An 11,588-nucleotide genomic window follows, 5' to 3' on the forward strand; every position below is an offset into this window, starting at 1 on the left:
CGCTTTTTGAGTTTCTAGAGAGAACATTACTTTGAGTCAGCAGATCAAACTTCTCGTCGGGCTAGCCAATCCTGGACCAGAATACAAGCACACTAGGCACAACGCCGGAGCTTGGGTTGTTGAGGAGTTAGCTAGAAACCACAATATTACCCTGAAGCAAGAAGCCAAATTCTTTGGCTTAACAGGGCGAATCATGCTAAATGGTCAAGATCTTCGCTTACTGATCCCAACCACTTTCATGAACTTATCAGGTAAGGCTATTGCAGCACTTGCTAAGTTTTACCAAATCAACCCAGAGGAAATCATGGTGGCTCACGACGAGCTCGATTTACCCCCGGGTGTTGCTAAGTTCAAAAAAGGCGGTGGTCATGGCGGCCACAATGGCCTCAAAGACACCATCAGCAAACTTGGCAACAACAAAGATTTTTATCGCCTGAGGATTGGCATAGGTCATCCTGGACACAAAGACAGAGTGTCAGGCTACGTGCTGGGCAAAGCTCCAGCAAAAGAACAAGAGTGCTTAAATGCAGTTGTGGACGAATCCGTTCGCAGCCTAGACATCTTAATAAAAGATGGCTTAACTAAAGCACAAAACCGATTACACACGTTCAAAGCTGAATAAGGTTATTATCATGGGTTTTAAATGTGGCATTGTTGGCCTACCAAACGTAGGTAAATCAACGTTGTTTAACGCATTAACGAAGGCAGGTATCGAAGCTGCCAACTTCCCTTTTTGTACTATCGAGCCAAACACAGGTATTGTTCCTGTGCCAGATTTACGACTAGATGCACTAGCAAAAATTGTAAATCCGCAAAAGATTCTACCGACCACTATGGAGTTTGTAGACATCGCGGGCTTGGTTGCGGGTGCTTCTAAAGGGGAAGGCCTAGGAAATAAATTCCTAGCTAACATCCGTGAAACCGATGCAATTGGCCACGTTGTACGCTGCTTTGAAAATGAAAACATCGTCCACGTCGCAGGTAAAGTTTCTCCAATTGAAGATATCGAAGTTATAAACCTTGAGCTAGCAATGGCTGATCTGGACTCTTGTGAAAGAGCCATCCAGCGCAACGCTAAAAAAGCAAAAGGCGGCGACAAAGACGCTAAATTTGAGCTAACTGTGCTCGAAAAGTTACTTCCAATATTAACAGAAGGCGGCATGGCACGTACTGTTGAGCTTGCCAAAGAAGAGCTGGCAGCGATTGGTTACCTAAACTTCCTTACGTTAAAGCCAACCATGTACATTGCCAACGTTAATGAAGATGGCTTTGAGGACAACCCATATTTAGACGCAGTACGTGAGTTCGCAGAAAAAGAGAACAACGTAGTAGTAGCCGTGTGCGCCGCTATTGAATCTGAGCTATCTGAGCTAGATGATGAAGACAGAGAGGAGTTCCTTGCAGATATGGGTATCGAGGAGCCTGGGCTCAATCGCGTTATCCGTTCTGGTTACGAACTACTTACTCTACAAACCTACTTCACGGCAGGCGTAAAAGAAGTAAGAGCGTGGACGATTCCTATTGGTGCGACTGCACCTCAAGCTGCTGGTAAGATTCATACCGACTTCGAAAAAGGCTTCATTCGCGCAGAAGTTGTTGGTTATGACGATTTTATCGAGTACAACGGTGAAAGCGGTGCAAAAGAAGCAGGTAAATGGCGCCTAGAAGGCAAAGAATACATTGTCAAAGACGGCGACGTTGTTCACTTCCGCTTCAACGTATAACGAAATAAAAGATACTGATGAAAAAGCCAGCTAACTAGCTGGCTTTATTGTTTTTCAGTACGAACAAAAATTCACCACTCACAAAATCAGCAGCAAATTAAGCTGACAATTTGTTATCAGTTTTTGATCATAAACACCGCTCTTTGTTTAAAAAGAAACCGAACAGTAGATATATCCAAATTTATTGCAAAAAAAAGTTGACGGGTATCGCTCAACTCCGCATAATGCGGCCCGTTCCCAACGAGATGGCAAACATTTCGAAGGTAAACAAAATGGCTACGTAGCTCAGCTGGTTAGAGCACATCACTCATAATGATGGGGTCACAGGTTCGAATCCCGTCGTAGCCACCATTTCTACTGTTGGTTTCATACAGTTAGAAGATATGCGGAAGTGGCGGAATTGGTAGACGCACCAGATTTAGGTTCTGGCGCCGCAAGGTGTGAGAGTTCAAGTCTCTCCTTCCGCACCATAATCTTCTCTATGAAGCAGTAGGAATAGACAAGCTCAATGAGCTGTCGACTGTTGGGCTATCGCCAAGCGGTAAGGCAGCGGCTTTTGATGCCGCCATTCCCTGGTTCGAATCCAGGTAGCCCAGCCACTCTTTTATAAGAGTGAAAATAACAACGTTAAAGCTGAAAAAGTGTTGGCGTTGAAAGTGAGATTATATTATATTGTCTCGCTCCAAAAAGATGGCTACGTAGCTCAGCTGGTTAGAGCACATCACTCATAATGATGGGGTCACAGGTTCGAATCCCGTCGTAGCCACCATTAATTTAGGTCAACGAGTTTTTACCAATTAACTGGTTGATTGACATTTCGATACGCGGAAGTGGCGGAATTGGTAGACGCACCAGATTTAGGTTCTGGCGCCGCAAGGTGTGAGAGTTCAAGTCTCTCCTTCCGCACCATATCGAACTAAAATGTCAAAAAAATCTGCGGAAGTGGCGGAATTGGTAGACGCACCAGATTTAGGTTCTGGCGCCGCAAGGTGTGAGAGTTCAAGTCTCTCCTTCCGCACCATATTCTTGATTAGTGAATCAACTTCATTGGTCAAATAGACAAGCTCTTTGAGCTGTCGACTGTTGGGCTATCGCCAAGCGGTAAGGCAGCGGCTTTTGATGCCGCCATTCCCTGGTTCGAATCCAGGTAGCCCAGCCACTCTTTCTTTAAGAGAACACAACGTCCTACTGATTCTCCAATTATCAGTAACGACTATAAAAATATGCGGAAGTGGCGGAATTGGTAGACGCACCAGATTTAGGTTCTGGCGCCGCAAGGTGTGAGAGTTCAAGTCTCTCCTTCCGCACCATATTCTTGATTAGTGAATCAACTTCATTGGTCAAATAGACAAGCTCTTTGAGCTGTCGACTGTTGGGCTATCGCCAAGCGGTAAGGCAGCGGCTTTTGATGCCGCCATTCCCTGGTTCGAATCCAGGTAGCCCAGCCACTCTTTCTTTAAGAGAACACAACGTTCTACTGATTCTCCAATTATCAGTAACGACTATAAAAATACGCGGAAGTGGCGGAATTGGTAGACGCACCAGATTTAGGTTCTGGCGCCGCAAGGTGTGAGAGTTCAAGTCTCTCCTTCCGCACCATATTCTTGATTAGTGAATCAATTTCATTGGTCAAATAGACAAGCTCTTTGAGCTGTCGACTGTTGGGCTATCGCCAAGCGGTAAGGCAGCGGCTTTTGATGCCGCCATTCCCTGGTTCGAATCCAGGTAGCCCAGCCACTCTTTCTTTAAGAGAACACAACGTCCTACTGATTCTCCAATTATCAGTAACGACTATAAAAATACGCGGAAGTGGCGGAATTGGTAGACGCACCAGATTTAGGTTCTGGCGCCGCAAGGTGTGAGAGTTCAAGTCTCTCCTTCCGCACCATATTCTTGATTAGTGAATCAACTTCATTGGTCAAATAGACAAGCTCTTTGAGCTGTCGACTGTTGGGCTATCGCCAAGCGGTAAGGCAGCGGCTTTTGATGCCGCCATTCCCTGGTTCGAATCCAGGTAGCCCAGCCACTCTACTCTCTCCTATAGAGTATCAAATACAGAAAATGGCTACGTAGCTCAGCTGGTTAGAGCACATCACTCATAATGATGGGGTCACAGGTTCGAATCCCGTCGTAGCCACCATTTCTCTACTTCTCAGTTATCTAACTACTTTCTATATCCAGAATCCATTTCTAACTTCAAACGTTCCCTCCCGATATAGGGACAAGAAACGAATCGTGCTTCTTTTCTGACATCTATAGAAACAGAAAACCCAGCCGAAGCTGGGTTTTACCGATTAGCGCCGTTTTACCCCAAGAGCCCTAAAGCTGTTGTGGGCGCTTGCTTTGCCTGCGCAAGTACCGCACTCGATGCTTGAGACAGTATTTGCGATTTGGTAAGAGCTGTTGTCTCTTTCGCAAAGTCTGTATCTCTGATCCGGCTTCTAGAAGCATTAACATTTTCGTTAATATTTTCTAGGTTACTGATCGCATGAGTAAATCGGTTTTGGAATGCACCCAATTCGGCACGCTTGCTATCTACATAGTTAAGTGCTGAGTCAATGATACCAACTGCTTCTTGTGCTCCACCAATTGACGTGATATCTATTTTGTCTACATCAACTGCTTCCGCTTGTTGCATTGACAGTTCGCCCGCAAGAGCGCCTGAAAATGCTACTTCACTTGAAACTTTGTTGTTGCCTGAGTAGACCTGAAGCTGACCATCTTCGTTAACAGATGCACTGACCATATCAGTTTGACCATTGATATAAGTCGCTAGCTCCTCAATATCATCACCTGATTTCGCATTCACAGTCACACTTTGCTGTACACCGTCTTTGTCGGTGAACGACATGGTTAAGTCTGTTGCACCTTCAGGCACACCCCAGTCTGGACCTTTTGCATTTGTTGCTGTATAGCTAAAGCCCCCCATCATAGAGTTGTCAGAGCGCATGTTCGCCATGTCTAGAATAACCGCCTCACCGCTATTCGCACCGATTTGGAAAGACTGAGTACCATAAGTACCATTAAGTAGTCTCGTACCACCAAATGAAGTGGTTTCTGCTATACGGTTAAGCTCTTTATTGAGGGCTGTCACCTCTTGTTGCAATGCAACACGTTCGGACTTAGAGTTAGAACCATTGGAAGATTGTAGTGACAGATCCCGCATACGTTGCAAGATACTGGTACTTTCTGCCATCGCACCTTCAGCTGTTTGGGAAATTGAAATCCCGTCATTAGCGTTTCGTACGGCTACGTCTAGGCCTCGACTTTGAGATGTCAAACGGTTCGAGATTTGCAAACCTGCGGCATCATCTTTCGCGCTATTAATCCTAAAACCGGACGATAAGCGCTCCATTGCTGTCTGCTGCGCTGACTGAGCGTGATTTAAGTAACGTTCAGCGGTCATTGCAGAGACATTTGTATTTACATTCACTGCCATAGTGATTTTCTCCTATTGATTCTCCGATAAATCGAAAGTACCACACGGTTTCCGACGTCTCGGAAAACCAATTAGTTCTCTCAAAGTTACCTTTAATAACGACGAAAATCGGAAATCCTTTAAGGAAAAAACTTCCCTTAAATAGAAATGTTCTAAAAAACACGAGTAATATGACATCTCTAGCAAATCGCAAAAAAAACACTAAAGATTATCTATTATTGGTCGGGGCTGATTTTGCTAAAATCAAATGACGCCACAACGCAAACCTCACTCAACACCATGATTTAAATGTGTTTTTATAGATCATCAAAAAAAGCCTAAGTAGAGTAACTACTTAGGCCTTTTATTGTTTACATATAAATAGGTATTTTATACCAACAATAAATATGGAGATTAATTAAATACAATCAGCCATATAAATTATCAAAGTATTCCCTCAAACCGTCATTGTAATGAATATTTAAATATGCAGTTAGTTCATTCTTACTTTGTAAGCCAAATTTATTTCTAATTGAGCTTAATGCTTTATCGACACTTCTAGGGGAGCGGTTGGAGGTTTGAGAAATAGTCGGTACATCCATACCCAAACCAATCAGTTTTAAGTAGGTAGTCTGTATTGCAGTCAAGTGAAACTGCTTTGCTAAGCTTTCAAACGGTGAAAATTTCACAGGGGGATCTTCAGGACTCTCCCATTCATCTAAAACCAAAGAAAGCTTTAAGTCGAATGGCTTAAACACTCGGTAGAAGTGAAGACATATCTGATGAAATGAGTGATAGATTCTATCGAGGTGCAAATCCTTATCAGAAGAAATTGTAAAGCTAAAGACGTCTTTAGAAACACCCAAGTCATACTCAAGCACTATACACAAATACCGCTCGTTGCCAGTCAGTTTTGGTAAAAGAGAATAAACAACGTCTTTATAGTTCTTATCTTCTTCTATTTTGTCGTAAATAGGCCGGATAGACTCTCTATTTAACGAAAGGTCACTGCTTATCTTGATTCTCTGCATGATATTTTTCACCAGAGAAGGGTTGATCGATACAGCAGTAATATTGGAGTGGTCAGATAGTCGATAAAAGCTAAAGCCTTGGATTTGGCACCAAGGCAAAAGGGTTGCGAACAGCTGCTTAAATGCTGGCTCTATGTAAGAGACTAAAGCCTGATGCCTTTCTACATCGTTTGGTGAAGCATTTGAAACAAAATTTGCTTCATTAATTAGTTTTACTCGATACATAAACACCCTGAAATCGCTAAATTTCGTAATTAGCTGTAGTCTGCCTATAGAATAAATTACATCAAATCCGCATTCTAATCTATCTGTTGGCCAAAAGAATATATATACAAGACAAATTGATTCTCGACATAGAGTCACCAAATTAATTATTGTCATACAATCCAGCAGGTTAGATACGAAATTACCTTATAGAATACTGATATTTTACTCATGACGTTACAGTAGTCACTAATAGTTCAAAAAAATTATTCCTCGGTAGGTTAATTGGGTAGTGGACACCCATAGGGCTTCAAAATTTTGCCATAATTTTGCGATAAGGAAAGAAAAAGCCCCTTTCCTTTGAGAGAACCGGGGCTATTTGGGTGGTCAGAGCCAATGTGGAGATCAAGAGAAATGACACATATCTAGCTGACCTAGTACACGATTAACGACAATTACAAAACGATACAACAGTGAGAGAGTTTTATAATCATTGATAACCCTGCCTTGCCAAAGGTAACTCTACAATATCTCACGTCTGAAATATTGGCTGTAGAGGGTCCCTAAAACTACTGCAACAACGATAATGCAGAGTTTGGCAACTGTTTTGCTTGGGCCAGTATCGAAGTACCAGCTTGCTGCAATATTTGTGACTTGGTAAGTTGCGTTGTTTCTTTCGCAAAGTCCGTGTCTTTTATTCGACTATTCGACGCTTCTACGTTTTCTTGAATGTTAGCTAAGTTATTAATACTGTGGCTTAGCCTGTTTTGTTTCGCACCGAGCTCAGCTCGTTGCGAATCAATATATCTGAGTGCTCCATCGATAACAGCAACACCGTTTTGCGAACCTCCAACCGTCGTGATATCAATATCTCTCACCGTGGTTAGCTGCCCTGGTCCACCTTCTAAACCAAGCTCAGTTGCTAGCCCGCCAGAAATATTCAAGTTACCGCGGATATTTGGCTCAGCAAAAAACAGCTGCAGCTTACCTTCACCATCAACCGACGCCTTGAACAAGTGACTCTGACCGTTAATGTAAGTGGCTAGTTCTTCTATATCATCACCCGGTTTAGCCGCGATATCGATGACCTGCTGCTCGCCATCAGGCGTTGTGAATTCAAATTTTAAGTCCCTGGCGTTAGCTGGCACTCCCCAACTTTCACCCTTTCCATTGTTTGCTACAAAAGATTGACCACCCATTTGAGGCTCATCAGCACGAATACTCGTTAAACTAATGATCATTGCTTCACCAGAGCTCGCACCTATTTGGAAAGCAGACTCTCCAAACGAACCATTAAGTAGCTTACGCCCACCAAAAGAAGTGGTCTCTGCAATACGGTTTAACTCTGTCTGCAACGCACGAGACTCTTGGTCTAACGCAATCCGCTCTGACGCTGAGTTGGTGCCATTTGCTGATTGCAAAGCTAAGTCTCGCATACGAACAAGTACATTGGTTGCTTCATTCATTGCCCCTTCGGCAGTCTGCGCAATAGAGATACCGTCATTCGCGTTACGCATTGCTACATCTAAACCTCTTGACTGAGCAGTCAAACGGTTCGAAATCTGCAAACCGGCTGCATCATCTTTAGCGCTATTGATCCGGTTACCCGAAGACAATCGTTCCATCGATGTATTAAGCTCGCCAGTGGCTTTATTTAAGTAACGCTGAGCAGTTAGTGCTGAGACGTTAGTATTTACTGTAATGGTCATAAGTTTGCACTCCTAGTGAGTTCGCAACTCCTTGCGAAGCGGCCAGCTTAATCTCAGTTGGAGGTACTGACCGTATGGGCAATGTTATTTTCTATAGCGAAATGAATTGCCGTTTTTATTCACTCTAATCTAGTTAATCCAATTAGCGTGCCAACTTTTAAACTTACATCCAAAATAATTTTAAACTATTTAATTTCAACCATTTAAATAATAAAAAGGAAGAAATAAATTGTTAGTTATTGCTCACTACCTACCGTTTGCCGTTTGATTGCCGCATTAGGTAATTACTGCGGCAATAACAGGTTAGGGTTAGTAATCCCAGTATTCTCTTCGCACATATGGCATAGCACATAAGGCGACAAAGATAGCCAATATCCACTCAACGAATTGAAAGGATATTGGCTGAATTAGATATAGTTAAATAATGTTAAGTCTTTGGTTTTGCCGAAAGCCAATTGGGAAGCTTTTAGCGCTCGCTCGTTCTCGTTAAACTCGATAACCGCTTGAGCGTAATCCAAATCCTCAAATGTACTTTTGGATTTTTTCAAAGAAAGCTGGAAGTCTTCATGCTGCTGTTCTTGAAAGTCGATGGTGCTAAGTCTTGCACCAACGTCGGAACGAGCTTTATTCAAATGAATAAATGCTGCATGAAATTCTTGAACCAATTGTTGAAGTTTGGCGGTATTTGAGGCATCGGAAACAGAACCTGTCGAATACTCTAGCGCATCTTTAAAAGTGTCAAATACGCTAAATGTTTTCCTTGGCTCAAGTGAAAGTGAGTCTCCTGCCGTCACTTGGCCTTTAAGCTGGATAGTCAGTTCGTTATATTTGATGCCCACAGAGGAATCATATTCTCCCGATTGGACAGTACTACCATCTTGCTCAAGCTGGTAACCAAACTGGCCATTTGGCAGTTCGTTGAAAGTAACGGTATAGATAGACTTATCATCAGGATCAAGATTTCTCGCTCTTTCAAATAACAGCTCTGAACCTTCCTGCAATTGGTACTGAGGTTCATAGTCACCGAATGGATTATCGATCTCCATGAACACCTTACTACCCGGATCATTGATCGGTACCTCTAAGCTGTTCGCCACCTTCATTTTGCGCTGATAGTCGTCACCGTTGTATGTCACACGACCTTCATTGTCTCTAAAAAATGGCTGGGTCTTGGGCTTAGTACCAGAAAATATGTAGTTACCTGATGCGTCTTGTACGTTGGATAGAACCAAAAAGTTATCTGCTAATTCAGTCAACTCACGTTTCATAGCTTCTCTATCTTCTGCAGATAGTGAACCATTGATCATTTCCATCAGTGTACGGCGGGCTTCGTCCGTAAAATTCTCTGCATTGTCGATAATAACTTCATGGTTCTCTAAACGGTTTCGAACCAATGTTATAGCACTCAAGTACTGTCGAATTTGTTCTGACTGCTGCCCGAGCTCTTGAATATAGTGGGCGGCTAACGGGTCATCACTTGGCGATAGCAATTTTTTACCGGAGGCAAGTTGAGCTTGGTTGTGGTGAATTTTTGCCTCTTGCCGCCTGATATCATTTTGTATCGACTGATAGTTATGGAAGCTAGAAATTCGATTAAGCATACTCTACCTCCCCTATCTCAGCTGCAAAATGGTGTTAAAGGTATCATTCGCGGCCTGCATTATGCGCGAAGAAGCCATGTAAGTTTGCTGAAACTTCATCATATTTGCCGCCTCTTCATCCAAGTTAACCCCAGATATAGAAGCAATTCGCTCTTGTGCTGATTCTTTCTCCAAGCGAGAAATATCTGTTAAGCGAGAAGCCGTTGCAGTCCTTAAACCAATCTCAGAGCTTAGGTTGTGGTAAACGTCAAGAACAGTAGACTCACCGTTGTTCAGCGTTTTTTCTGTTTGCAAGTTCTGCATCTTCAGCAAGTTGCCGTTATCACCTTCTGATGGTACTAAGTTTGCGGTAAATTTATCATTCGGCAGAGCGCCTGCTGTAAGCTCAAAGGTCGTTCCCTGCACTGTTACAGGGCCAGAAGGTGGATAATCCTGTGGCTGGGTAAGAGGTTTGCCCTTTGTATCTGTCACCACAAATTGATCGCCAAGAGGTGAAACCAATACTTCAAACTCTCTAAGCTGTCCTGCTTTTAAAATGTTGAATTTCGCACTACCTTGTGCAAACGTTGTAGATGCCTCGTAACTTTGAGCGGCAATAGCCGTTGCATCATTGGTTTCCATCTTCATTTGCTCAGCCGCGCGGCGAGTTGGCCGAATGAGTACCCTTTCACCTTTCGCTAAGTCGTTGCGAATCTCAACCTTCATACCGTCAATCAAAATAGCTCCACCAACCACAGGGACCGTTAGCATCTCTCCAGAAGGCTTGGTAATGGTGTAGTCGCTACCATCATATTTTAGTGAGTATTCACCCGCTCTAATCTGGCTTGGATCTTCAATAAACGCAGCTAGATCAGCCGTTGAATCACCATAAGTTACGATACGAGATTTAGCGATAGTTTCAGTGTTCACGTCAGTGAAAATATTACGGCCAATATTCCCACGCAGATCTAGCCCTTGTGATTGCAATTTATTTACTTGGTAAGAGAATATCGCAGCCATCCGGCCTAACTGATCCATAATCAGCGGAATATCGTGGTCACGCATATCCATCATTGAGCCAATTTTGCCATCAATATCGGTACTTCCGATCGCTTTCACGCCTTTACCCTCGATCATGGCTAAGCGTTTTTTATGTACATCGGGGTAACCATCAATCAGCTTAAGCGTGCTGGACTCTGTCCCTGAAACGAGTGTGTGTCCGTTGCCGATTAGAATATTGAAGCCGTCAGCTCCTTTACGCGGAGTGACTGTCACTTTTGTATATTCCGACAATTCTGCAATAAGCCTTTCATGCTCATCCATCAAGTCATTATGGGGACCAGGTGTTCTCATCATCAAGCGCTGGAGATCTCTTAGCTCAAGGCCCAATTGGTTTACACGCTCTATGCCCATTTCAAGCTTACTATTAGACACTTCAGATTGACGACGCACCGTATCATAGAACTCATTCATGCTCTTGCTGATAAGCTCTGCTTTTTCCAGTACTATTTTTCGGGCGCCAACATCATTCGGGCTATCGGCAAGTGTTTTAACTGCATCAAACCACTCGTTAAAATGCTCAGGTATTTTTTTAGAGGCAACCGAAGACAGCATATCCACTAACATTTGTAGATTTTCTTCAACGTCTTTCTTGTTGGCAAAGTTGGTAGTCGATAGATTCAACTCATTAACGGCAAATTGGTCCCACGAGCGGCGAACTTTTTCCACATGCACACCCATGCCATAGGTCTCGCCTCCGTATCGTCTTGGCATGTTGGTAGCCTGAACGACGGACTGACGGCTATAACCTTCTGTATTCACATTAGAAATATTGTGACCAGTGGTATTTAGCTGTTTCTGAGCAGTGAGGACGCCTTGCAGTCCCACATTCAGAATATCCGATGACATATTGCCCCCAAAGT

General features: G+C 43.3%; 7 protein-coding genes and 14 tRNA genes. 16 read left to right on the forward strand and 5 right to left on the reverse strand.

Translation table 11 applies throughout. The features are described 5' to 3' along the window. Window positions 1-31 precede the first annotated feature (31 nt). The 16 genes from pth (at window position 32) to L7A31_RS15625 (ending at window position 3,864) form a co-directional block, all read left to right on the forward strand. A complete protein-coding gene (gene pth, locus L7A31_RS15550) occupies window positions 32-622 on the forward strand; it encodes an aminoacyl-tRNA hydrolase (protein WP_237362688.1) in 591 nt (196 codons plus the stop codon). 10 nt (window positions 623-632) lie between these two features. Continuing rightward, window positions 633-1,724: a redox-regulated ATPase YchF gene (ychF, locus tag L7A31_RS15555; RefSeq protein WP_237362689.1), complete on the forward strand. Its 1,092-nt coding sequence runs from the start codon at window positions 633-635 to the stop codon at window positions 1,722-1,724. 274 nt (window positions 1,725-1,998) lie between these two features. Then, window positions 1,999-2,075, forward strand: a tRNA-Met gene (locus tag L7A31_RS15560). 34 nt (window positions 2,076-2,109) lie between these two features. After that, window positions 2,110-2,194: transfer RNA gene (locus L7A31_RS15565), tRNA-Leu, on the forward strand. Between the two features lie 54 nt (window positions 2,195-2,248). Further along, window positions 2,249-2,323: transfer RNA gene (locus L7A31_RS15570), tRNA-Gln, on the forward strand. Between the two features lie 93 nt (window positions 2,324-2,416). Beyond that, a tRNA-Met gene (locus L7A31_RS15575) sits at window positions 2,417-2,493 on the forward strand. A gap of 55 nt (window positions 2,494-2,548) precedes the next feature. Next, window positions 2,549-2,633: transfer RNA gene (locus tag L7A31_RS15580), tRNA-Leu, on the forward strand. Window positions 2,634-2,660: 27 nt separating this feature from the next. Then, window positions 2,661-2,745 (forward strand) — tRNA-Leu (locus L7A31_RS15585). A gap of 63 nt (window positions 2,746-2,808) precedes the next feature. Continuing rightward, window positions 2,809-2,883 (forward strand) — tRNA-Gln (locus L7A31_RS15590). Window positions 2,884-2,949: 66 nt separating this feature from the next. Beyond that, a tRNA-Leu gene (locus tag L7A31_RS15595) sits at window positions 2,950-3,034 on the forward strand. 63 nt (window positions 3,035-3,097) lie between these two features. Beyond that, window positions 3,098-3,172, forward strand: a tRNA-Gln gene (locus L7A31_RS15600). 66 nt (window positions 3,173-3,238) lie between these two features. After that, window positions 3,239-3,323: transfer RNA gene (locus L7A31_RS15605), tRNA-Leu, on the forward strand. Window positions 3,324-3,386: 63 nt separating this feature from the next. Further along, window positions 3,387-3,461: transfer RNA gene (locus tag L7A31_RS15610), tRNA-Gln, on the forward strand. A 66-nt stretch (window positions 3,462-3,527) separates the two neighbouring features. Next, window positions 3,528-3,612 (forward strand) — tRNA-Leu (locus L7A31_RS15615). A 63-nt stretch (window positions 3,613-3,675) separates the two neighbouring features. Then, window positions 3,676-3,750, forward strand: a tRNA-Gln gene (locus L7A31_RS15620). Window positions 3,751-3,787: 37 nt separating this feature from the next. After that, window positions 3,788-3,864, forward strand: a tRNA-Met gene (locus L7A31_RS15625). 165 nt (window positions 3,865-4,029) lie between these two features. Here L7A31_RS15625 and L7A31_RS15630 read toward each other — a convergent pair. From L7A31_RS15630 to flgK, 5 genes are all read right to left on the reverse strand, one after another. Continuing rightward, a complete protein-coding gene (locus tag L7A31_RS15630) occupies window positions 4,030-5,163 on the reverse strand; it encodes a flagellin (RefSeq protein ID WP_237362690.1) in 1,134 nt (377 codons plus the stop codon). A gap of 407 nt (window positions 5,164-5,570) precedes the next feature. Beyond that, window positions 5,571-6,398 carry a helix-turn-helix transcriptional regulator gene (locus L7A31_RS15635; RefSeq protein ID WP_237362691.1) on the reverse strand — a complete coding sequence of 276 codons (828 nt, stop codon included), beginning with the start codon at window positions 6,396-6,398 and terminating at the stop codon, window positions 5,571-5,573. A gap of 548 nt (window positions 6,399-6,946) precedes the next feature. Beyond that, the gene (locus L7A31_RS15640; protein ID WP_237362692.1) at window positions 6,947-8,086 is read right to left on the reverse strand and encodes a flagellin; all 1,140 of its coding nucleotides are present in this window, start codon (window positions 8,084-8,086) and stop codon (window positions 6,947-6,949) included. A gap of 407 nt (window positions 8,087-8,493) precedes the next feature. Then, a complete protein-coding gene (gene flgL / locus L7A31_RS15645) occupies window positions 8,494-9,687 on the reverse strand; it encodes a flagellar hook-associated protein FlgL (RefSeq protein ID WP_237362693.1) in 1,194 nt (397 codons plus the stop codon). Between the two features lie 12 nt (window positions 9,688-9,699). Beyond that, window positions 9,700-11,574, reverse strand: coding sequence for a flagellar hook-associated protein FlgK (gene flgK / locus L7A31_RS15650; RefSeq protein WP_237362694.1), 1,875 nt, complete (start codon window positions 11,572-11,574; stop codon window positions 9,700-9,702). Between the last annotated feature and the right edge of the window lie 14 nt (window positions 11,575-11,588).

It is taken from the genome of Vibrio marisflavi CECT 7928 (assembly GCF_921294215.1).
Taxonomy (GTDB): Bacteria; Pseudomonadota; Gammaproteobacteria; order Enterobacterales; family Vibrionaceae; genus Vibrio; species Vibrio marisflavi.

Bases quoted from the DNA above. Each gene is read 5' to 3' on its own strand.
- ychF (WP_237362689.1), top strand. From the start codon at position 633: ATGGGTTTTAAATGTGGCATTGTTGGCCTACCAAACGTAGGTAAATCA.
- L7A31_RS15630 (WP_237362690.1), bottom strand. From the start codon at position 5,163: ATGGCAGTGAATGTAAATACAAATGTCTCTGCAATGACCGCTGAACGT.
- L7A31_RS15635 (WP_237362691.1), bottom strand. From the start codon at position 6,398: ATGTATCGAGTAAAACTAATTAATGAAGCAAATTTTGTTTCAAATGCT.
- L7A31_RS15640 (WP_237362692.1), bottom strand. From the start codon at position 8,086: ATGACCATTACAGTAAATACTAACGTCTCAGCACTAACTGCTCAGCGT.
- flgL (WP_237362693.1), bottom strand. From the start codon at position 9,687: ATGCTTAATCGAATTTCTAGCTTCCATAACTATCAGTCGATACAAAAT.
- flgK (WP_237362694.1), bottom strand. From the start codon at position 11,574: ATGTCATCGGATATTCTGAATGTGGGACTGCAAGGCGTCCTCACTGCT.